The sequence below is a fragment of the Streptomyces sp. A0958 genome (assembly GCF_004795035.1).
Lineage (GTDB): Bacteria > Actinomycetota > Actinomycetes > Streptomycetales > Streptomycetaceae > Streptomyces.
Map to the genome: position 1 here is coordinate 65,165 of NZ_SSBK01000007.1, position 21,321 is coordinate 86,485.

Here is a 21,321-nt window from a genome sequence, read left to right on the forward strand (position 1 = left end):
CGCCCCCATCCGCACCCGCCCGTAAGGCCCCGCTCGCTAGCGTGGCCCCTCCACGGGCGATGCTGGGGGCGAGCGCAGGGTGAGAGCCACACGCGGGGCGGCGCGGGCCCATATCGCCGCCGTCGCCCTCGGCGCCACCCTGTGCGTCCGGCCCGCGCTGGCCCCCGGCGCCGACACTCCGTGGCTCACCCTCGCACTGCTCACCGGGCTCTACCTCGCCTGCGAACTCCCGGGCCGCTGCCCGCTCTTCGGCGGCTCCATGCCGGTCGGCGCGGGATCGTTCTTCCCCCTGCTGCTCGCCGCCGCCTTCCTGCTCCCGCCGTCCGCCGCCGCGCTCGTCGCGATCCCCGGCTCGCTCGTGGGCCGGGTGGACGAGCCCCCGGCCGCCGCCCGCCGGATCTGGCGCGCCGCGCAGCTGGCCGTCACCGTCTGGGCGGCCGCCACCGTCCACACCCTCCTCGGCGGACCCGCCGCGCTCGGCGCCCCCGACCCCGGCCGGCTGCCCGACCTCCCGTACGCCCTCCTGCCGGTCTGCGCGGCCGCCCTCGCCTTCAGCGCCGTGCTCGCCGCCCTCGACGGCTCGATCCTGGCCGCCGCCGAACAGCTGCCGCTGCGCCGCGCCTGGCGGGGGCTGCTGCCGCGCTCGCTCGCCCCGCACCTGGTGCACGGCCTCGCCGGGCTCATGATGGCCGTCCTGTGGAACAGCCCGTACGGACCGCTGGCCGCGCTCTTCGTGCTCCTGCCCATGTACATCTCCTGCTGGGTCTTCGCCCAGTACCACCGCGAGCACGCCGCCCACCGGGCCACGATCAGGGCCCTCGTACAGGCCGTCGACATCAAGGACACCTACACCCGGGGCCACAGCGAACGGGTCGGCCGCGCCTCCGTCCTCATCGCCAGGGAACTCGGCATGGCGCGGGAGCGCGTCGAAGTGCTCCGGTTCGCCGGCATCCTGCACGACGTGGGCAAGCTCGGCGTGCCCACCCGGGTCCTGCGCAAGGACGGCCCGCTGACCCCCGAGGAGCGGCGGGTGATCGAGCTGCACCCGGAGTACGGGCACGAGATCGTGCGCGGCATCGGCTTCCTCGGCGAGGCACGGGCCGCGATCCTGCACCACCACGAACGGCTCGACGGCAGCGGCTACCCGTACGGACTCGCCGGCCGCGCCATCCCCGAGTGCGCCCGCGTCGTCGCCGTCGCCGACGCATTCGACGCGATGACGTCGACCCGCTCCTACCGGCCGGGGCGCCCGGTCCCGGTCGCCGTGGAGGAGCTGAAACGGTGCGCCGGCACCCAGTTCGACCCGCAGATGGTGCGGGCGCTGGCGCGCGCCCTGGAACGGTACGGATGGTTCGGGGCCGTGACGGCGGACGATGTGCGGGTACCGCCGCCGCGGGGCGAAAAAGGCCACCGGGGCGCGGGTGCCGGGGTCGCCCGACTGCCGGAGGGCCTTGAGGGGAAGGCGCCCCGGTGACCCTCCGGTGGGCCCGGCAGGCGCCCGCGACCCTCGGAGTGCGCGGCGCCGCCCTCGTGCTCGCCGTCGCCGGACTCGGGCACACCCTCTGGCGCGGCGTCCACGAACCGGGGCACGCCCTCGCCTTCGGGGCCCTCATCACCATCGGCGAGCTGGCCCGCTGGGGCGCCCTGCCTGGGGAACGGGAACCCGCGCCGCTCGGTGCCGCCGGGGCCCTCGCGTACGCGCTGCTCGGGCGCAGCGGCGGTCAGCCCACCAGCCACGGGGTGCTCCAGGTGGTCGCCGTGCTGGCCGCGGCCCAGCTCGTCGCCTCGGTGCCGCAGGTGGCGCGCGACGCGGGGCCGGGCGCCGACCAGGCGGCCCGGCGCCTGCTCACCGTGACCTTCGCGGCGGTCTGCTTCCAGCCGCTGTACAACTCGGGCCGCTGCGAGGACTGGTTCGGTGTCGGCCCCTACTACGCGGCCTTCCTGCTCCTGCTGCTCGGGCTCACCGCCCTGTGCGACGCCGTCCTCACCGCCCTGCTGCTGCGCGCCCGCACCCGGCCGCCCGGCTCACGCGCCACCCCCGCCCCCTACGGTCCGCTGCTCCGGGACGAGCTGCGGGCCCTGACCGGCATCGGGTCCGCGGTCTGTGCGACCGGCGCGGTCATGGCGCTGGGGGTGGCCGCCGCCGGGCTGTGGGCGCTGCCCGTGCTGTGCGTACCGCTGCTGCTCACCCAGCTCTCGTTCCGCCGCTTCACCGCCGTGCGCACCACCTACCGGCAGACCATCGCCTCGCTCGCCCGGTCCACCGAGATCGCCGGCTACACCCCGCACGGCCATGCCCGCAGGGTCGCCGAGCTGTGCACGGCCGTCGGGCGCGAGATGGGGCTCTCCGGGCCCGAGCTCACCGTCCTGGAGTACGCGGCGCTGATGCACGACATCGGCCAGCTCTCCCTGGTCGACCCGGTGCCGGCCGGGGCGACGGCGGTGCTGCCGGTCACCGAGCAGCGCCGGATCGCCCTGCTCGGCGGGGCGGTGGTCCGCCAGACCGGGGTGGACGCGAAGGTGGCCGTCGTGGTGGAACAGCAGGCCGACCCCTACCGCGAGCAGCCGCTGTCCGCCAGGATCGTCCGGGCGGTGAACGCATACGACGACCTGTGCGGGGAAAGTCTCTCCGGGCCGCTGGGTGCGCTGGAGCAGCTCAGGCTCGGGACCGGGCACGATTTCCAGCCGCAGGTGGTGGAATCGCTGGCCCGGGTTCTGGCCAGGGGCGGTCTGACCCCCGTCCCGCCCGGGTAACCGATGGGTAATGAGCGGGCGTCCGGCCGGGCATGGTTGGATGCGAAGAGAGCGGTAGAACGAGGGTGTCCAGTCGGGACAGGCGGGAATCGTGAGGATCTTCGGGAAGGTACGGCATCGGCCGTCCGCCTCTTGGCGGCAGGCCACGGACCGCGCGTTCACGCTGATCGGCGACGGCCGGTACGAGGACGCGGGCGCGCTGCTGACACGTGCGGCGGACCTGGAACCCTGGCTCTCGGAGTCGTGGTTCAACCTGGCGCTGCTGCATAAATTCCGGCACGACTGGGAACAGGCGAGAGCCGCCGGTCTGCGGGCCGTCGCACTGCTCGACAAGGAATCCGGCGCCCCGGACTGGTGGAACGTCGGGATCGCCGCGACCGCGCTCCAGGACTGGCCGCTCGCGCGCCGGGCCTGGCAGGCCTACGGGCTCAAGGTCCCCGGCGGCGGGCAGCAGACCCCGGCCGCGGGCAGCGAACCGGTCGGTATGGAGCTGGGCAGCGCGGCCGTGCGGCTGTCGCCCGAGGGCGAGGCCGAGGTCGTCTGGGGCCGCAGACTGGACCCGGCGCGGATAGAGGTGCTGTCGATCCCGCTGCCGTCCTCCGGGAGGCGCTGGGGCGAGGTCGTGCTGCACGACGGTGTGCCGAACGGCGAGCGGATCACCGCGGCCGGCCCGTCCTATCCCGTGTTCGACGAGATCGAGCTGTGGGCCCCGTCGCCCGTGCCCACCTGGGTGGTGCTCCTGGAGGCGGCCACCGAGGCGGACCGGGACGCGCTGGAGCAGCTGGCGTCCGACGCCGGCTTCGCCGCCGAGGACTGGTCCTCCTCCGTGCGGCTGCTGTGCCGGTCCTGCTCGGAGAGCCGGATGGAGAGCGACGAGGGCGACGGCGAACACCTCGACCCGCACGACCACAGCGAACCGGGCCATCCGGGGCCGCTGGGCCACCGCACGGCCGGTGAACTGTGGGTGCCGGAGCGCGAGTGCGGCCTCGCGGCGCCGGCCGGCCTGGTGCGCGGGCTCCTGGACGGCTGGGTGGCGGACAGCCCGGACAGCCGCGAGTGGCGGGATCTCGAAGAAGTCTGCTGACCGGTGCCCGTAGGCTGTACGCGCACCGATTCCGGTGCTCGGGCGCCCGCGTTCCAGCGAGCCGCGGCCCCGGGTTTCAGGTTGTGAGGAAGGCGTACGGCGGACATGGCGCAGCAGGAGACGGACGAGCAGATCAGCGTCGACGAGGAGGGCTTCCTGGTCGACACCGAGGACTGTGAGGCGCGCGAGACGGCCCACCGCGAGCGCGGCACCTCCCGCCCGATCACGGTCGTGGGCAACCCGGTCCTGCACAAGGAGTGCAAGGACGTCACCGCGTTCGATGACGAGCTGGCCGCGCTGATCGACGACATGTTCGCCAGCCAGCGGACGGCGGAGGGCGTGGGCCTGGCCGCCAACCAGATCGGCGTGGACCTCAAGGTCTTCGTCTACGACTGCCCGGACGACGAGGGCGTGCGGCACGTCGGGGCCATCTGCAACCCGGTGCTGGAGGAGCTGCCGCCCGAGGGCCGGGTCCTGGACGACTCCAACGAGGGTTGCCTGTCGGTCCCGACGGCGTACGCCTCGCTGGCCCGCCCGGACTACGCGGTGGTACGCGGACAGGACGCGCACGGCAACCCGGTCAGGGTGCGCGGCACGGGCTACTTCGCGCGCTGCCTCCAGCACGAGACGGACCACCTCTACGGCTACCTGTACATCGACCGGCTCTCCAAGCGCGAGCGCAAGGACGCGCTGCGGCAGATGGCGGAGAACACCCCGCGCTACGAGGTCGTCCCGAACGACTGACCCCGCTCCACGCGCCGCCGCGCGGGCCCGTCCCGGTGTGCCGAGGAGGGCCCGCGACGGCTCGTACGGGCCCGCCACCACCGGCCGTCGCCGTCGCGCGCTTCCAGGCCGCCCACGGGCCGGCCGCCGACGGCATCGCGCGCCCCGCCGGAACCAGGCGAGCCCCACGGCCGTGCCGGTGCGCAAAGGCGCGGCCGGGGAGCGTCAGGCGACTTCGGTGACCGCGGACGGCCCCCGGAAGGTGCGCCGGTAGGCGTGCGGCGTGGTGCCCAGGGAGCGTACGAACTGGTGGCGCAGGGCGGCGGCGTTCCCGAAGCCCGTCCGCCCGGCGATCGTGTCCATCGTCTCGTCGGACGTCTCCAGCAGGTGCTGGGCCAGCAGGACCCGCTGGCGCAGCAGCCAGCGGTACGGCGTGGTGCCGGTCTCCTGCTGGAAGCGGCGGGCGAAGGTGCGCGGCGACATGTGCGCCTGGGCGGCGAGCTGTTCGACGGTCATCTCCCGGTCGAGGTGGCGCTCCATCCAGACGAGCGTGTCGCCCACCGTGTCGCAGCGGGTGCGCGGCAGCGGGCGCTCGATGTACTGCGCCTGCCCGCCGTCCCGGTGCGGCGGCACCACCATTCGGCGGGCGATGGTGTTGGCGGCGGCCGGACCGTACGCCTGGCGGACCAGGTGCAGGCAGGCGTCGATCCCCGCCGCCGTCCCCGCCGACGTGATGACCGGGCCCGCGTCCACGTACAGCACGTCCGGCTCCACGGAGCACCCGCCCACCGCAAACGACCGACGCCGCACGGCCGGTGAGGGCCGCACGGCGTCCGTACGTCAGGAGCTGGGCCAGGATCTAGATCCAGGTCCTAGAAGTCGTCGTCGAAGCCGACCGTTCCTTCGACGGCCACCTGGTAGGCGGACGGGCGCCGCTCGAAGAAGTTCGTCAGCTCCTGCACCCCCTGGAGCTCCATGAACGAGAACGGGTTCTGCGATCCGTACACCGCGGGGAAGCCCAGCCGGGTGAGCCGCTGGTCGGCGACGCACTCCAGGTACTCGCGCATCGACTCGGTGTTCATGCCGGGCAGCCCGTCGCCGCACAGGTCGCGGCCGAACTGCAGCTCCGCCTCGACGGCCTCCTTCAGCATGTCGGTGACCTGCTGCTCCAGGGCGTCGTCGAAGAGCTCCGGCTCCTCCTTGCGGACGGTGTCCACGACCTCGAACGCAAAGTTCATGTGCATGGTCTCGTCGCGGAAGACCCAGTTGGTCCCCGTGGCGAGACCGTGCAGCAGACCGCGCGAGCGGAACCAGTACACGTACGCGAACGCGCCGTAGAAGAACAGCCCCTCGATGCACGCCGCGAAGCAGATCAGGTTCAGCAGGAAGCGGCGGCGGTCGGACTTCGTCTCCAGCCGGTCGATCGATTCGACCGAGTCCATCCACTTGAAGCAGAACTGCGCCTTCTCGCGGATCGAGGGGATGTTCTCGACCGCCGCGAACGCCGCGGCCCGGTCGTCCGGGTCGGGCAGATAGGTGTCCAGCAGCGTCAGATAGAACTGGACGTGCACGGCCTCCTCGAACAGCTGCCGCGACAGGTACAGCCGCGCCTCGGGGGAGTTGATGTGCTTGTACAGCGTCAGTACGAGGTTGTTGGCGACGATCGAGTCACCGGTCGCGAAGAACGCCACCAGCCGGCCGATCAGGTGCTGCTCGGCGGGCGACATCTTGGCGAGGTCCGCCACGTCGGAGTGGAGGTCGACCTCCTCCACGTGCCAGGTGTTCTTGATCGCGTCCCGGTAGCGCTCGTAGAAGTCCGGGTAGCGCATGGGCCGCAGGGTCAGTTCGAAGCCCGGGTCCAGCAGGTTCTTGTTGTTGGAGCTCATCACTGGCAGGCCTCGCAGGACTCGGGGTTTTCGAGGGAGCAGGCGATGGCGTCCGCGTCGGGCGCCTGTGCCTGCTGTACGGGAATGGGCGCGGCGGCCGCGGCCTGGCCGGACGCGGCGCGGGCGATGCGGGTCGCCGGGCGCGAACGCAGGTAGTACGTCGTCTTCAGCCCCTGCTTCCAGGCGTACGCGTACATCGAGGAGAGCTTGCCGATCGTCGGCGTCTCCAGGAACAGGTTCAGCGACTGGCTCTGGTCGAGGAAGGGCGTACGGGCCGCCGCCATGTCGATCAGGCCGCGCTGCGGGATCTCCCACGCGGTGCGGTACAGCGCCCGCACGTCCTCGGGAATCCACGCGAAGCCCTGCACCGAGCCGCTGGCCTCGCGCAGCGCCTCACGGGTCCGCGCGTCCCACACGCCGAGCCGCTTCAGCTCGTCCACCAGGTAGCCGTTGACCTGGAGGAACTCACCGCTCAGCGTCTCGCGCTTGAAGAGGTTGGACACCTGGGGCTCGATGCACTCGTAGACCCCCGCGATCGAGGCGATCGTCGCGGTCGGGGCGATGGCCAGGAGCAGCGAGTTGCGCATCCCGGTCTCCGCGATCCGGGCGCGCAGGGCCTCCCAGCGCTCCGGCCAGTTCAGCTCGGTGTCGTAGTGGTCGGGGTGCAGCACTCCGCGCGCGGCCCGGGTCTCGGACCAGGCGGGGAGGGGCCCCGACCGCTTGGCGAGATCGCAGGACGCCTCGTAGGCGGCGAGCATGATCCGCTCGGAGATCTTCGTGGAGAGCGCGCGGGCCTCGGGGGAGTCGAAGGGCAGCCGCAGCTGGAAGAAGACGTCCTGGAGGCCCATGGCGCCCAGGCCCACCGGCCGCCAGCGGGCGTTGGACCGGCCGGCCTGCTCGGTCGGGTAGAAGTTGATGTCCACGACCCGGTCGAGGAAGGTGACAGCGGTACGGACGGTGGCGTCCAGGCGCTCCCAGTCGATCGTGCCCTCGGTGACGAACGCGCCGAGGTTGACCGATCCGAGGTTGCAGACGGCCGTCTCGCCGTCGTCGGTGACCTCCAGGATCTCGGTGCACAGGTTCGACGAGTGCACGACGCGGCCCGGCTCGGCGGTCTGGTTCGCGGTCCGGTTGGAGGCGTCCTTGAACGTCATCCAGCCCTGGCCGGTCTGCGCGAGGGTCCGCATCATCCGGCCGTACAGCTCGCGCGCCGGCAGGGTCTTGCGGGCCAGGCCCTTCGCCTCGGCCGCCCGGTACGCGGCGTCGAACGCGTCGCCCCACAGGTCGGTCAGCTCGGGCACGTCCGCCGGGGAGAACAGCGACCAGGTGCCGTCCGCGTCGACCCGGCGCATGAACTCGTCCGGAATCCAGTGGGCCAGGTTCAGGTTGTGCGTACGGCGCTGGTCCTCGCCCGTGTTGTCGCGGAGCTCCAGGAACTCCTCGATGTCCGCGTGCCACGTCTCCAGGTAGACGGCGGCGGCGCCCTTGCGCCGGCCGCCCTGGTTGACGGCGGCGACGGAGGCGTCGAGCGTCTTCAGGAACGGGACGATGCCGTTGGAGTGCCCGTTGGTGCCGCGGATCAGCGAACCCCGGGCGCGGATACGGGAGTACGAGAGGCCGATGCCGCCCGCGTGCTTCGACAGGCGCGCCACCTGGTGGTAGCGGTCGTAGATCGAGTCCAGCTCGTCCAGCGGCGAGTCCAGCAGGTAGCAGGAGGACATCTGCGGGTGGCGGGTGCCGGAGTTGAAGAGCGTGGGGGAGGAGGGCAGGTAGTCCAGCCGGCTCATCAGCCCGTACAGCGCGGCGACCTCGTCCAGGGCGCGTTCGGAGTTGTCCTCGGCGAGCCCGGCGGCGACCCGGAGCATGAAGTGCTGCGGCGTCTCGATGACCTGGCGGGTGTGCGGGTGGCGCAGCAGGTAGCGGCTGTGCAGGGTGCGCAGTCCGAAGTAGCCGAAGCGGTCGTCGGCGCCGTCGGCGAGCGACCGGTCCACCAGCGCGTCCAGGGCCGCGGCGTGCAGCGACACGAACTCGGCGGTGCGGTCCGCGATCAGGCCCTCGCGGTGCCCCACGGCGACCGAGGCGGAGAACGACGTCGAGCCCTGCCCGGCGGCCTCGTCCGCGATGGAGCGGGTGAGGAGGCGGGCGGCCAGCCGGGAGTAGGCGGGGTCCTCGGAGATGAGGCCCGCGGCGGCCTCGGTGGCCAGCGAGCGCAGCTCCGCCTCGTCCGACCGGGCGTTGCGGCCGCGCAGGGCCGCGGCGGCGACGCGCCCGGGGTCGGTGTCGGGCAGATCGGCGGTGAGGTCGGTCAGGGTCCGCAGCAGTGCGGTGCCCGGTCCGTCCTGCGCGGGGCCGGTCGCTGCGGACTCGGCCGCTTCGGACGTGGCCGCTGAGACCGGATCGGCTGGCGCGATGGTCACGTGGTGCTCTCCCTCGCTCGGCTCTGGGCCGGCGGGGGAGCGGGGGCAGCCGGGCGGGGCGGGCCCGGACAGGGCAGCACTCCGTGCGGCGTCCACCGGCCCATCCACGAGGCCCGGACGTCTGGGCGTCCGGTTCGGTCGAGCCGGACGCGCTGTCGGCAGGTCCTCGGACTCATGGGTGCGCAAAAGCACACCGAACACACCGTTGCGGGACAGTTCCGGATTCGCACCGGATTCCCCTGCGGCGACAGCGAGCACGAGCATACATGTGGGGGCCGCCCGATGAGGCGGCCCCCACATGTTGTGTCGCGTGACGTAATGGTGTGCGGTCAGTGACCGCCCGGAGCCCCGGCCGTGGCCGGCGGCAGCTCGGTCTGGACGCCCGGGTCGCCCGCGTCCCCGGTGTAGTCGCCCGGAGCGGTCTCGTCGACCCCGGCGGGCGCCTTCGCGGCGTTCAGGACGAAGGTCAGCACCACGGTGACGACGATGTTCAGCACGAAGGCCGTCAGGCCGATGTAGCCGATCTCACCGAGGCCCGGGATCTCCTTGGAGGACCCGCCGAAGTGCTTCTGCGTCGGACTCGCGACCCCGTACGCGGCGGCCGTTCCGTAGATCATGCCGACCGCCCAGCCGGCGAGCAGCGCCCAGCGGTGGAACCAGCGGGTGAACAGGCCGCCGACCAGGGCCGGCATCGTCTGGAGAATCCAGATCCCGCCGAGCAGCTGGAAGTTGATCGCGACGGTCTTGTCCATGGTGAGGACGAAGGCGAGGGCGCCGACCTTGACCAGCAGCGACACCACCTTGGAGACCTTGGTCTCCTGCTCGGGGGTCGCGTCGGGCTTCAGGAAGTCCTTGTAGATGTTGCGGGTGAAGAGGTTCGCCGCGGCGATGGACATGATCGCGGCCGGCACCAGCGCGCCGATGCCGATGGCGGCGAAGGCCACCCCCGCGAACCAGTCGGGGAACATGTTCTCGAACAGCTGAGGGATGGCCAGCTGGCCGTTGTCCACCTTGACGCCCGCGGCGATCGCCATGAAGCCGAGCAGCGCGAGCAGGCCCAGCATCAGCGAGTACAGCGGCAGGATGGTGGTGTTGCGGCGGATCACCTCACGGCTGCGGCTGGAGAGCGTCGCCGTGATGGAGTGCGGGTACATGAAGAGCGCCAGCGCCGAGCCGAGCGCCAGGGTGGCGTAACCCCACTGGCCCGCCTCGGCCGGGGCGAGCGCGCCGGTCGGCTTGGAGCCGGGCGGTCCGGCGAACTTGTCCTGGGCGGCCGAGAAGATGTCGTCGAAGCCGCCGAGCTTGATCGGGATGTAGATGATCGCCACGACGATGACCAGGTAGATCAGCCCGTCCTTGACGAACGCGATCAGCGCCGGCGCGCGCAGCCCGGAGGAGTACGTGTACGCGGCGAGGACCGCGAACGCGATGAGCAGCGGCAGGTCCTTGACGAACCAGTTGGTGTTCTCGCCGCCGCCGACGCCCATCACGTCCAGCACCGCCTGGATGCCGACGAGCTGGAGCGCGATGTAGGGCATCGTGGCGAGGATGCCGGTGATCGCGACGGCCAGCGACAGCCCCTTCGAGCCGAAGCGGCCGCGGACGAAGTCCGAGGTGGTGACGTAGCCGTGCTTGTGCGAGACCGACCACAGGCGCGGCAGGAAGGTGAAGATCAGCGGGTACACCAGGATGGTGTAGGGCACCGCGAAGAAGCCGGACGCGCCCGCCGCGTAGATCGCCGCGGGGACGGCGACGAAGGTGTACGCGGTGTAGAGGTCGCCGCCGAGCAGGAACCAGGTGACCCAGGTGCCGAACGACCGTCCGCCCAGGCCCCATTCGTCGAGGGTGGCCTCGTTCTCGGCCTTGCGCCAGCGGGCGGCCAGGAAGCCCATGACCGTGACGGCCAGGAAGAAGAAGATGAAGACGCCGAGCGCGACGCCGTTCACGCCGTCCTTCATGCCGACGCACCCCCCTTGCGGGAGCGCTGGTCACGTTGCCACAGCTTGTACGCGATCACGGTGAGGGCGGTCGAGATCAGCACCCACAGCATCTGGTACCAGTAGAAGAACGGGATACCGATGAAGGTCGGGTCGATCTTCGCGTACGAACTCACCCAGAGCATCGCGACGAACGGCGCGACGAGGCAGAGGGCGATCACCACCCGCAGCGGTGTGACGGTGGGTGGCTTTCCCTCTGGTTCTTCCGGCATGGCGGCGACTCCGTCCCCTCGCTGATCACCTGGTGCGATGCGCAGGAAATCTAAGGGAGGCCGTCGGCCAGCGTCACCCCCTGTCCGCATTGCGGTCCGGCAACGGTTGCCGCAGGTCGGGCGGATGGTCGAAAACGCGGCAAACGTCCGGGACTTGGTCCGGTCCTGGAGGTGCCGGCGGGCGCGCGGAACGCCGAACAGCCCCCGGGGCGGGCCCGGGGGCTGTTCGGCGCGCACATACGTACGGTGGGTCAGTCCAGGGGCCGCTTCAGGCGGGCCACGAACTTGTAGCGGTCACCGCGGTAGACCGAGCGCACCCACTCGACGGGTTCGCCCTGCTCGTCCAGCGAGTGGCGGGACAGCATCAGCATCGGCAGGCCCACGTCCGTGCCGAGCAGTCCGGCCTCGCGCGGGGTGGCGAGCGAGGTCTCGATGGTCTCCTCGGCCTCGGCCAGCCGGACGTCGTACACCTCGGACAGCGCCGTGTAGAGCGAGGTGTACTTGACCAGTGAACGGCGCAGCGCCGGAAAGCGCTTGGCCGACAGGTGCGTGGTCTCGATGGCCATCGGCTCGCCGCTCGCCAGGCGCAGGCGCTCGATCCGCAGGACCCGGCCGCCCGCGCTGATGTCGAGCAGCCCGGCGAGGGTGTCGTCGGCGGTGACATAGCCGATGTCCAGGAGCTGCGAGGTGGGTTCGAGACCCTGGGCCCGCATGTCCTCGGTGTACGAGGTGAGTTGCAGGGCCTGGGAGACCTTCGGCTTGGCGACGAAGGTGCCCTTGCCCTGGATGCGTTCCAGCCGGCCCTCGACGACCAGCTCCTGGAGCGCCTGGCGCACGGTGGTGCGCGAGGTGTCGAACTCGGCGGCCAGGGTCCGTTCCGGTGGTACGGGGGTGCCCGGCGGCATGGTGTCCGTCATGTCGAGGAGATGTCGCTTCAGCCGGTAGTACTTCGGGACGCGCGCGGTACGCGCACCGGCGCCCGCGCCCGTCTCGTTCTCCGAACTGCCCCCGTCGGCACCCATGGCCCGCCTTCCCGACTGCTGCGTTGCTGCCGTCACCGGCTCCTCCGTCTGTCGCGGCTCACATGGTGGCACGGTCCGGTCACGGCTCGTCGCCCTCCCTCAGGTGTCGGTCCTATAACGGACGCGAGTGCACTTCTTATACACCCTTGACACCCCTAAAGGTCTAGGCCAAGCTCCCGGTACTGGTCTAAACCATTAAAGACCAGGTCCCAGCCCCAGTAGTACTCGTCGACGTTTCTGCGCGGTGGGGGAGGGGGTTGCAGCATCCCTGAGGAGGGTGGCGTGAAGCGCAAGCTCATCGCGGCGATCGGCGTCGCGGGCATGTTGGTTTCCATTGCGGCATGTGGTGGTTCGGACGACAAGTCGTCCTCGAAGGACCCGAAGGACCGCAAGGAAGACCTGACTGTCTGGCTCATGGGCGAGGCCCAGTCGACCTGGCCGGAACTGGTCAAGGACGTCAACGCCCAGTTCAACAAGAAGTACCCGAACGTCAAGGTCAAGATCCAGTACCAGGGCTGGGCGGACAAGGTCAAGAAGCTCGACACCTCCCTCGGTGGCGACAAGTTCCCGGACGTTGTCGAGCTCGGCAACACCGAGACCATGCAGTACATCCTCAACGGTGCGCTCGGTGAGATCGACACCGCGAAGTACGAGAACTCGGACTCCTGGATCAAGGGTCTGAAGGACACCTGCTCCTTCGAGGGCAAGATCTACTGTGTCCCGTACTACGCCAGTGCCCGTCTGGCGGTCTACAACAAGGACATGCTGAAGGCCGGCACCGGCAGCGACACGCTTCCGCAGAACGAGGACGACTTCCTCAAGGCCATGGACAAGGTCCAGGCCGAGCTCGCGAAGAAGGACAAGCGCGCCTCGTCCCTGTACTACCCGGGCCGTTACTGGTACGCCGCCATGTCCTACGTCGCGGCCGAGGGCGGCCAGATCGCCAAGTACGACGAGGGCTCGAAGGAGTGGAAGGCCACCCTCTCCGCCCCCGAGGCGCAGAAGGGCATCCAGCACTTCATCGACCTGGTCAAGAAGTACAACAAGGCCGACCAGACGAAGGACGAGCAGGACCACGCCAACGTCATGGCCAACGAGAAGGCCGCGGTCATCTACGGCCAGGCCTGGGAGGCCGGCAGCGTCACCACGGGCGAGAACGGCAACCCGAAGCTCGACGGCAAGATCGCCACGGCCGGTATGCCCGGCCCGAACGGCAAGGCGCTCCCGTCCTTCATCGGCGGCTCCGACCTCGCCACGATCTCCAAGTCGAAGGTCCAGGACCTCGGCCAGGAGTGGATCTCCCTCTTCACCAACGCGAAGTCCATGGACGTCCTCGCGTCGAAGAACATCCTCCCGAACAACGAGAAGCAGCTCGAGCCGCTGAAGGCCAAGCCCGAGACGGCCGCCATCGCCAACGCGGTGCCGGACGCCTGGTTCACGCCGATCGCGCCGGGCTGGGCCTCCGTCGAGAAGGAGGAGATCCTGCAGAACATGCTCCTGAAGATCCTCAAGGGCACCTCCGTCGCCGACGCCACCAAGAAGGCCGACAGCGAGATCGACGCACTGATCAACAAGAAGGCCTGAGCCTTCTGATCGCCAGGCGGGGGCCCGGCACTGCGCCGGGCCCCCGCTCCTTTACCAGCAACGCCGTGACTTCCGGGGGCTGCCTCGGACCCGCGATGGAAGGTCAGCCACGTGACTGCCGCCGATACCAAGGCCGCCGGGCCACCGGTCCCCGTACCACGTGATCCCAAATCGGCCGTGAGCCCGCTGCCCATCGAGGGCGGCAAGGGCCCCCGCGCACCGAAGAGGAAGCGGAAGAAGGGTGAACTCCTCCCCTACTTCCTGATCCTCCCGGCGATCGTGGCGATCGCCGCCGTCTACCTCTACCCGCTCGCCAAGACCGTCATCATGTCCTTCCAGGACATGGGCCGGCGCGAGCTGTGGACCGGTGATCCCGCACCCTGGGTCGGCTTCGACCAGTTCACCAACATCCTCGGTGACTCCGATTTCTGGTGGGTGACCTTCCGCACCGTCGTCTTCATGGCCGTCTGCGTGACGCTCACCATGGGCCTCGGTCTGCTGATCTCCCTGCTGATGCGCCGGCTGTCCAACTGGGTGCGGCTCATCCTGACCTTCTGCCTCATCGCCGCCTGGGCGATGCCGCTGATGGTCGCCGCCTCCATCTTCCGGTTCATGGCCGACTCCGACTACGGCCTCATCAACACCCTCATCGCGAAGGTCGTCGGCGAGGACTGGCTCGGCCACAACTGGTACCTGGACCCGCTCCAGGGCTTCGCGATCATCACCCTGCTGGTGGTCTGGGGCGCCATCCCCTTCGTCGTCGTCACCCTGTACGCGGCCCTCACCCAGGTCCCCCAGGAACTGGAGGAGGCCGCCTCACTCGACGGCGCCACCGGCTTCGGCATCTTCCGCTACGTGACCTGGCCGGTCATCAAGCCGGTGTTCAGCATGGTCTCCACGCTGTCGGTGATCTGGGACTTCAACGTCTTCGGCCAGATCTGGCTGCTGCGCGGCAGCAAGCCGGAGCCGGAGTACGAGACCCTCGGCCTCTACTCCTACTCCAAGGCCTTCGAGTCCACCTCCTTCAGCCAGGGCACCGCGATCGCCCTGATCACGGTGATCCTGCTGTCCGCCGTGGCCGTGTACTACCTGCGCCAGCTCATGAAGACGGGAGAGGTCGAATGAGCACCACGACCGACACGCCACAGGTCCTGCGCCCGGACCGCAAGAAGTCCCGGGTCGGCCTGAACATCCTCGGCCTCGGCATCGCCCTGGTCATGTTCTTCCCGGTCTACTGGCTGGTCATCAGCGCCCTGCGGCCCAGCCGCGAGATCCGCTCCTACGACCAGACGCTGTGGCCCTCGTCGATCACCTTCGACAACTTCTCCCGGGCCATGAACCAGCCGAACTTCGGCACCGCGGTCCAGTCCAGCCTGATCGTCTCCATCACCGCCGTCGTCGGCGGCATGATCATCGCCACCCTGGCGGCCCTCGCCATCGGCAGGTTCCGCTTCTTCGGCCGCAAGCCCCTGCTCCTCATCCTCATCCTGGTCCAGATGCTGCCGCCGACGGCGATGCTCATCCCGATCTACGCCCAGCTCAACGCCATGGGCGGCATCGACGAGTACTGGAGCCTGATCGTCGTCTACCTGGTCTCCACGCTGCCGTTCGCGACGATCATGATCCGCGGCTTCGTGGTGAACATCCCGGTGGAGCTGGAGGAGTCCGCCATGGTGGACGGCTGCACCCGCTTCGGCGCCTTCCGCCGCGTGATCCTGCCGCTGCTCGCCCCGGGCCTCGCCGCCGCGTCGATCTTCGCCCTGGTGAACGCGTGGAACGAGTACCTCTTCGCCTACATCCTGATCAACGACAACTCCAAGTACACGCTCAACGTGTGGCTGATGACGTTCACCAGTGAGCGCGGTACGGACTACGGTGCCCTCATGGCGGCGTCGACCATGATCGCCCTTCCGGTCGTCATCTTCTTCATGTTCGTGCAGAAGAAGATGGCCGCGGGCCTCACCTCCGGCGCCGTGAAGGGATAACGCCGCCCCATGACCACCCTCATATCCACCACGGACACCGTCACCCGTGACGCGCTGGCCGTCCTGCAGCCCGGCTTCACCGGCACCACCGCGCCGGAATGGCTGCTGCGCAGGGTCGGCGAAGGGCTGTCCTCCGTCGGCCTGTTCGGCCGCAACATCGAGACGCCCGAGCAGCTCGCCGCGCTCACCGCCCAGCTGAGGGCCGAGCGTGACGACGTGCTCGTCGCGATCGACGAGGAGGGCGGCGACGTCACCCGGCTGGAGGTGCGGCATGGCTCTTCCTTCCCCGGCAACCTGGCGCTCGGTGCCGTCGACGACACCGAGCTGACCCGGGCCGTCGCCCGCGAGCTGGGCCGCCGGCTCGCCGAGTGCGGGGTCAACCTCAACTGGGCCCCGTCCGCGGACGTCAACTCCAACCCGGGCAACCCGGTCATCGGCGTCCGCTCCTTCGGCGCCGACCCCCAGCTGGTCGCCCGGCACACCGCCGCGTACGTCGAGGGCCTCCAGGCCGCCGGCGTCGCCGCCTGCACCAAGCACTTCCCGGGACACGGCGACACCGCGGTCGACTCGCACCACGCGCTGCCGCGCATCGACGTGGACCTGGAGACGCTGCACGCCCGGGAACTGGTGCCGTTCCGGGCCGCCATCGCGGCCGGCTCCAAGTCGGTGATGAGCGCGCACATCCTGCTGCCCGCGCTCGACCCGCACCGCCCGGCGACGCTGAGCCCGCAGATCCTGACCGGTCTGCTGCGCGAGGAGCTGGGGTACGAGGGCCTTATCGTCACCGACGCGGTGGAGATGCAGGCCATCGCCTCCACGTACGGGATCGAGCGCGGCTCGGTGCTCGCCGTCGCGGCCGGTGCCGACGCGCTGTGCGTCGGCGGCGGGCTCGACGACGACAGCACCGTGCTGCGGCTGCGGGACGCGCTGGTCGCGGCGGTGCGCTCCGGTGAGCTTCCCGAGGAGCGGCTCGCCGACGCCGCTGCCCGGGTACGGGCCCTCGCGTCGTGGACGCGGGAGGCCAGGGGGGCTGTCCGGGAGCCGGGCGCGGCAGTGCAGGAGGGGACCGCGCCCGGCACCGTACGGAGCGCGGGCGTCGCCTCGGACATCGGCCTGGTCGCGGCCCGCCGCGCGGTGAGGGTGACCGGTACGGCGCAGCCGCTCACCGGCCCGGCCTACGTGGCCGCCTTCACCCCGGTCGCGAACATCGCGGTCGGCGACGAGACCCCGTGGGGCCTCGCGGCCGAGCTGACCCGGCTGGTGCCGGGCACCGGTACCGACACCTACGACAGTGAGTCCGAGGCCCCGGCCGAGGCCGCGCTGCGGGCGGCGGGGGAGCGGCGCATCGTCGCGGTGGTCCGCGACGCGCACCGCCACGCGTGGATGACCGAGGCCCTGGACGCGCTGCTCGCGGCGCGCCCGGACACGGTCGTGGTCGAGATGGGCGTCCCCCAGGCCGAGCCCCGGGGAGCCCTGCACATCGCCACCCACGGCGCCGCCAGGGTCTGCGGCCAGGCTGCGGCGGAGATCATCGCCTCGCGGTAGGCCAGATCAAGCCCGTCCGGCGATCGAGGACAAAGCGCCCGGCAGGACGCATCGGCGCAAACGTGAGGGCCGGGACACCACCAGGTGCCCCGGCCCTCACGCGTACCGCGAAGACCTACAGCCCCTGCCAGGCCGGCTTCGCCGCGAACGTGGCGCGGAAGTAGTCCGCCAGCTTCAGCTTCGAGGCCGCCGCCTCGTCGACCACCACGGTCGCGTGCGGGTGCAGCTGGAGCGCCGACGCGGGCACGACCGAGGCGACCGGCCCCTCCACCGTCTGCGCCACCGCGTCCGCCTTGCCCTCGCCCGTCGCGAGCAGGATCGGGTGGCGGGCCTCCAAGATCGTGCCGATGCCCTGGGTGATGACGTGGTGCGGCACCTGGTCGATGTCGTTGTCGAAGAAGCGCGCGTTGTCGACCCGGGTCTGCTCGGTGAGCGTCTTGATCCGGGTGCGGGAGGCGAGCGAGGAGCACGGCTCGTTGAAGCCGATGTGCCCGTCGGTGCCGATGCCGAGCAGCTGGAGGTCCACCCCGCCGGCCTCGGCGAGCGCCTTGTCGTAGGCCTCGCAGGCCGCCTGGACGTCCTCGGCGGAGCCGTCGGGGCCCATGAACGAGGACTCGGAGAGACCGAGCGGTTCGACGACCTCGCGCAGCACCACGGAGCGGTACGACTCCGGGTGGCCCGCCGGCAGCCCGACGTACTCGTCGAGCTGGCAGATGCGGGCGCGCGAGGCGTCCACGGCACCGGTACGGACCTTGTCCGCGAGGGCCTGGTAGATGGGCAGCGGGGTAGAGCCGGTGGCAACGCCGAGAAGGGCGTCGGGCTTGCGGCTCAGCAGGGCGCCGATGGCCCCCGCGATCAGTTCGCCGCCTGCCTTGGCGTCCGGGACGATGACAACTTCCACGCGGGGCCTGCCGATCCGATTGAAGGCTGAAGGGTGTGTGGTATAGACCAATCAACTGCCCAATCTAGCAGACCCGGCCCGCCGTGACACGGCCCGTACCGCCCTTCGGACGAACGGTCCGCTCTCCGGGCTCCATACCCCCGGCCGCCGCCCGCTGGCGGCCCCTCGGCGCCCCGTGTTCGACTTGTCCGACGCATCGCGACCACCCGGGAGGCCTCAGACATGTCCGCCCCGTACCCGGCCGGCGACGACGCCGAACGGCCCGGCCGCATCATGTCCGGCGAGATGGCCGAGCAGCCCGCGGTGCTCCGGCGCATCCTCGAACGCGGCGCACCCGTCATCCGGGAGACCGCCGAGCGGATCGCGGCCAGGAACCCGCGCTTCGTCCTGCTCACCGCCCGCGGCACCTCCGACAACGCCGCGCTCTACGCCAAGTACCTGCTGGAGATCAGGCTCGGGCTGCCCTGCGGGCTGGTCTCGATGTCCACCACCACCGCGTACGGCGCGAAGCCCGACCTGCGGGACGTCCTCGTCATCACCGTCAGCCAGTCGGGCGGCTCGCCCGATCTGGTGGCGTCGACCCGGGCGGCCCGCGAGGCGGGCGCGGTGACGCTGGCCGTGACCAACAACCCGGACTCGCCCCTCGCGGCCGTCTCCGAGTACCACATCGACATCCTGGCCCGGCCGGAGAAGGCGCTGCCGGCCACCAAGACGTACACCGCGTCCCTGCTCTCGCTGTACCTGTTCGTGGAGGGGCTGCGCGGCGGCGACGGCGCGGCGGCCGGCGTCCTGCCCGACCTCGCCGAGGAGGTGCTCGCCCGCAAGGACGAGGTGAAGGCCCTGGCCTCGCGCTACCGGTTCGCCGAGCGCATGGTCATCACCTCGCGCGGCTACGGCTATCCCACGGCCAAGGAAGCGGCCCTGAAGCTCATGGAGACGAGCTACATCCCCGCCCTGTCCTACTCCGGCGCCGACCTGCTGCACGGCCCGCTCGCCATGGTCGACAACATCTCGCCGGTGATCGCCGTGGTGACCGACGGCCGGGGCGGCGAGGCCCTTCGGCCCGTCCTGGACCGGCTGCGCGGCCGGGGCGCCGACCTCTTCGTCGTCGGCCCCGAGGCCCAGGTGGCGGCGGCCTCCGCGGGGTTCGTGCTGCCGACGGCCGGGGTGGCGGAGGAGGTCCAGCCGGTCCTGGAGATCCTGCCGCTCCAGATGCTGGCCTACGAGGTGACGATCGCCCGGGGCCAGGACCCGGACGCGCCGCGCGCGCTCGCGAAGGTCACCGAGACCCGCTGACCCGGGCCCGCCGGGCAGGAAGGCCCCCGGAAACACCCGCGGGCCGCGGCGCCGGGCCGGGACCCTCAGCCCGACCAGCACCGCAGCCCGGAGTAGGGCCGCCCTCGCGGGCGGCCGGCTCGGCCGGCGGTGTGCGGTGCCCCCGGCCGGGGAGAGGCACCGGCGCAGTCAGGGCAGAGAGCGCGGTACCTCGATCCGCTCTCCTGTGCGGGGAGAGCGGAGGCTCTTACATCAAGCATTGTGGACTAGACCATTAGTCCCTGTCCATCCGTGGGCCCCGCCGATGCCGGCGCCTTGCTCCAGGCACGTACGCGCTCGGCTTCCGGTTCGGACCCGGCGCACATCCACGGGTACGCTCGCACACGTGCCCTCCATGAACGACCTCGTACGCCAGCACACCGCCCTCAGCGACACCGACCTCGAGTGGCTCCACCTGCTGGTCTCGGAGTGGCAGTTGCTCTCCGACCTCTCCTTCGCCGACCTCGTCCTGTGGGTTCCCACCCGCGACGGCACCCGCTATGTGTCCGTCGCGCAGATGCGGCCCAACACCGGCCCCACCTCCTACCAGGACGACATGGTCGGCCACCTGGTGCCGCGCGGCCGCCGCCCGCTGCTGGACGCGGCCCTGGACGAGGGCCGGATCGTGCGCGAGGGCGACCCGGAGTGGCGCGAGGAGGTCCCCGTACGGGTCGAGTCGATCCCCGTACGCCGGGAGGGCCGGGTCCTCGGCGTCATCGCCCGCAACACCAACCTCCTCACCGTCCGCACCCCGTCCCGGCTGGAGCTGACCTACCTCCAGTCCGCGTCCGACCTGGCCCAGATGATCGCCGCCGGGGCCTTCCCCTTCCCCGGCCAGCAGGTCGACATGGACGCCTCCCCGCGCGTCGGCGACGGCCTCGTCCGGCTCGACGCCGACGGGGTCGTCCAGTACGCCAGCCCCAACGGCCTCTCCGCCTACCACCGGCTCGGCCTCGCCTCCGACCTGGTCGGCCAGCACCTCGGCCAGATCACCACCGAACTCGCGCCCTCCCGGGGCCCGGTGGACGAGGCCCTGGTCAAACTCGCCAGCGGTTACGCGCCCCGTGAGTTCGAGGTGGAGTGCGCCGGCGGGGTGATCCAGCTCCGGGCGATCCCGCTCAAGCCCAAGGGGGTCCGCATCGGCTCTCTGGTCCTGCTGCGGGACGTGACCGAACTGCGCCGACGCGAGCGCGAGTTGATCACCAAGGACGCCACCATCCGGGAGATCCACCACCGGGTGAAGAACAACCTCCAGACCGTTGCCGCCCTGTTGCGGCTGCAGGCCCGCCGGATGGACTCCGCGCAGGGCCGCGAGGCGCTCAACGAGGCGGTGCGGCGCGTCGGTTCGATCGCCATCGTGCACGAGACGCTGTCCCAGAACCTGGACGAGCGGGTGGAGTTCGACGACATCGCGGACCGGGTGATCGCGATGGTCGCCGAGATCTCCCCGGGCAAGGTCACCTGCCGCCGCACGGGACGCTTCGGCGTGCTCGACGCCGAGGTGGCCACCCCGCTGGCGATGGTCCTCACCGAAGTCCTGCAGAACGCCCTGGAGCACGCGTTCGGCGTCGCCGAGTCCGGCACGGTCGAGGTCTCGGCGGTCCGGGGCGGTTCGCCCACCGAGGGGCGGCTGCTCATCACCGTCCAGGACGACGGCTGCGGTCTGCCGGAGGGTTTCGACCCGCAGCGGGCCGGCAATCTGGGCCTCCAGATCGTGCGGACGCTGGTGGAGGGCGAGTTGAGCGGCTCGTTCGGCATGGTCCCGGCGCCGGAACGCGGTACGCGGGTCGTCCTCGACATCCCGGTCCGCGTCGACAAGTAGCCCCGCCCCCCGCACAGCAGAGAGCCCGGACCGTCGATGAACGGTCCGGGCTCTCTGGTCAAGCATGCGCTTCGG

General features: G+C 71.0%; 16 protein-coding genes, 1 pseudogene and 1 riboswitch. Of the genes and pseudogenes, 10 read left to right on the forward strand and 7 right to left on the reverse strand.

The window, feature by feature from the left end; translation table 11 throughout:
- The first annotated feature begins 79 nt into the window (after nt 1-79).
- From E6P78_RS09980 to def, 4 genes are all read left to right on the forward strand, one after another.
- The gene (locus E6P78_RS09980) at nt 80-1,474 is read left to right on the forward strand and encodes an HD-GYP domain-containing protein (protein ID WP_136203189.1); all 1,395 of its coding nucleotides are present in this window, start codon (nt 80-82) and stop codon (nt 1,472-1,474) included.
- On the forward strand, nt 1,471-2,754 hold the full coding sequence (locus E6P78_RS09985) for an HD domain-containing protein (protein WP_136203190.1): 1,284 nt from the start codon (nt 1,471-1,473) through the stop codon (nt 2,752-2,754). The genes E6P78_RS09980 and E6P78_RS09985 overlap by 4 nt, the downstream gene beginning before the upstream one ends.
- Before the next feature lie 91 nt (nt 2,755-2,845).
- Nucleotides 2,846-3,838 (forward strand): hypothetical protein, encoded by a 993-nt coding sequence (locus E6P78_RS09990; protein ID WP_018549909.1) that lies wholly within the window; start codon nt 2,846-2,848, stop codon nt 3,836-3,838.
- Nucleotides 3,839-3,943: 105 nt separating this feature from the next.
- Nucleotides 3,944-4,582 carry a peptide deformylase gene (gene def, locus E6P78_RS09995; RefSeq protein WP_136203191.1) on the forward strand — a complete coding sequence of 213 codons (639 nt, stop codon included), beginning with the start codon at nt 3,944-3,946 and terminating at the stop codon, nt 4,580-4,582.
- A 204-nt stretch (nt 4,583-4,786) separates the two neighbouring features.
- Here the strand turns inward: def and E6P78_RS10000 are convergent.
- From E6P78_RS10000 to E6P78_RS10025, 6 genes and pseudogenes are all read right to left on the reverse strand, one after another.
- Nucleotides 4,787-5,335 (reverse strand): annotated as a pseudogene (locus E6P78_RS10000) (helix-turn-helix domain-containing protein); the annotation flags it as partial.
- Nucleotides 5,336-5,433: 98 nt separating this feature from the next.
- On the reverse strand, nt 5,434-6,447 hold the full coding sequence (locus E6P78_RS10005; protein WP_136203192.1) for a ribonucleotide-diphosphate reductase subunit beta: 1,014 nt from the start codon (nt 6,445-6,447) through the stop codon (nt 5,434-5,436).
- On the reverse strand, nt 6,447-8,864 hold the full coding sequence (locus E6P78_RS10010) for a ribonucleoside-diphosphate reductase subunit alpha (protein WP_136203193.1): 2,418 nt from the start codon (nt 8,862-8,864) through the stop codon (nt 6,447-6,449). The genes E6P78_RS10005 and E6P78_RS10010 overlap by 1 nt, the downstream gene beginning before the upstream one ends.
- A gap of 139 nt (nt 8,865-9,003) precedes the next feature.
- Nucleotides 9,004-9,141, reverse strand: a riboswitch (cobalamin riboswitch).
- 52 nt (nt 9,142-9,193) lie between these two features.
- Nucleotides 9,194-10,822 (reverse strand): sodium:solute symporter family protein, encoded by a 1,629-nt coding sequence (locus E6P78_RS10015; RefSeq protein WP_136203194.1) that lies wholly within the window; start codon nt 10,820-10,822, stop codon nt 9,194-9,196.
- A complete protein-coding gene (locus E6P78_RS10020; RefSeq protein ID WP_168712592.1) occupies nt 10,819-11,073 on the reverse strand; it encodes a DUF3311 domain-containing protein in 255 nt (84 codons plus the stop codon). Before E6P78_RS10020 ends, E6P78_RS10015 begins: the two co-directional genes overlap by 4 nt.
- Before the next feature lie 251 nt (nt 11,074-11,324).
- Nucleotides 11,325-12,095, reverse strand: a complete 771-nt coding sequence (locus tag E6P78_RS10025) for a GntR family transcriptional regulator (RefSeq protein ID WP_136203340.1) — start codon at nt 12,093-12,095, stop codon at nt 11,325-11,327.
- A gap of 282 nt (nt 12,096-12,377) precedes the next feature.
- Between E6P78_RS10025 and E6P78_RS10030 the strand changes: the two genes are divergently transcribed.
- From E6P78_RS10030 to E6P78_RS10045, 4 genes are all read left to right on the forward strand, one after another.
- A complete protein-coding gene (locus tag E6P78_RS10030; RefSeq protein ID WP_136203195.1) occupies nt 12,378-13,679 on the forward strand; it encodes a sugar ABC transporter substrate-binding protein in 1,302 nt (433 codons plus the stop codon).
- 111 nt (nt 13,680-13,790) lie between these two features.
- Nucleotides 13,791-14,804, forward strand: a complete 1,014-nt coding sequence (locus tag E6P78_RS10035) for a sugar ABC transporter permease (RefSeq protein ID WP_136203196.1) — start codon at nt 13,791-13,793, stop codon at nt 14,802-14,804.
- Nucleotides 14,801-15,664: a carbohydrate ABC transporter permease gene (locus E6P78_RS10040; RefSeq protein WP_136203197.1), complete on the forward strand. Its 864-nt coding sequence runs from the start codon at nt 14,801-14,803 to the stop codon at nt 15,662-15,664. Before E6P78_RS10035 ends, E6P78_RS10040 begins: the two co-directional genes overlap by 4 nt.
- 9 nt (nt 15,665-15,673) lie before the next feature.
- Nucleotides 15,674-17,209 (forward strand): glycoside hydrolase family 3 protein, encoded by a 1,536-nt coding sequence (locus E6P78_RS10045; RefSeq protein ID WP_136203198.1) that lies wholly within the window; start codon nt 15,674-15,676, stop codon nt 17,207-17,209.
- Nucleotides 17,210-17,324: 115 nt separating this feature from the next.
- On the opposite strand, the gene nagB is transcribed toward E6P78_RS10045, so the two are convergent.
- Nucleotides 17,325-18,110, reverse strand: coding sequence for a glucosamine-6-phosphate deaminase (gene nagB / locus E6P78_RS10050; RefSeq protein ID WP_136203199.1), 786 nt, complete (start codon nt 18,108-18,110; stop codon nt 17,325-17,327).
- Between the two features lie 222 nt (nt 18,111-18,332).
- On the opposite strand from nagB, the gene E6P78_RS10055 reads away from it, so the two are divergent.
- Nucleotides 18,333-19,406 carry an SIS domain-containing protein gene (locus E6P78_RS10055; protein WP_136203200.1) on the forward strand — a complete coding sequence of 358 codons (1,074 nt, stop codon included), beginning with the start codon at nt 18,333-18,335 and terminating at the stop codon, nt 19,404-19,406.
- A 373-nt stretch (nt 19,407-19,779) separates the two neighbouring features.
- Nucleotides 19,780-21,246: a PAS domain-containing sensor histidine kinase gene (locus E6P78_RS10060; RefSeq protein WP_136203341.1), complete on the forward strand. Its 1,467-nt coding sequence runs from the start codon at nt 19,780-19,782 to the stop codon at nt 21,244-21,246.
- The last annotated feature ends 75 nt before the right edge of the window (nt 21,247-21,321 follow it).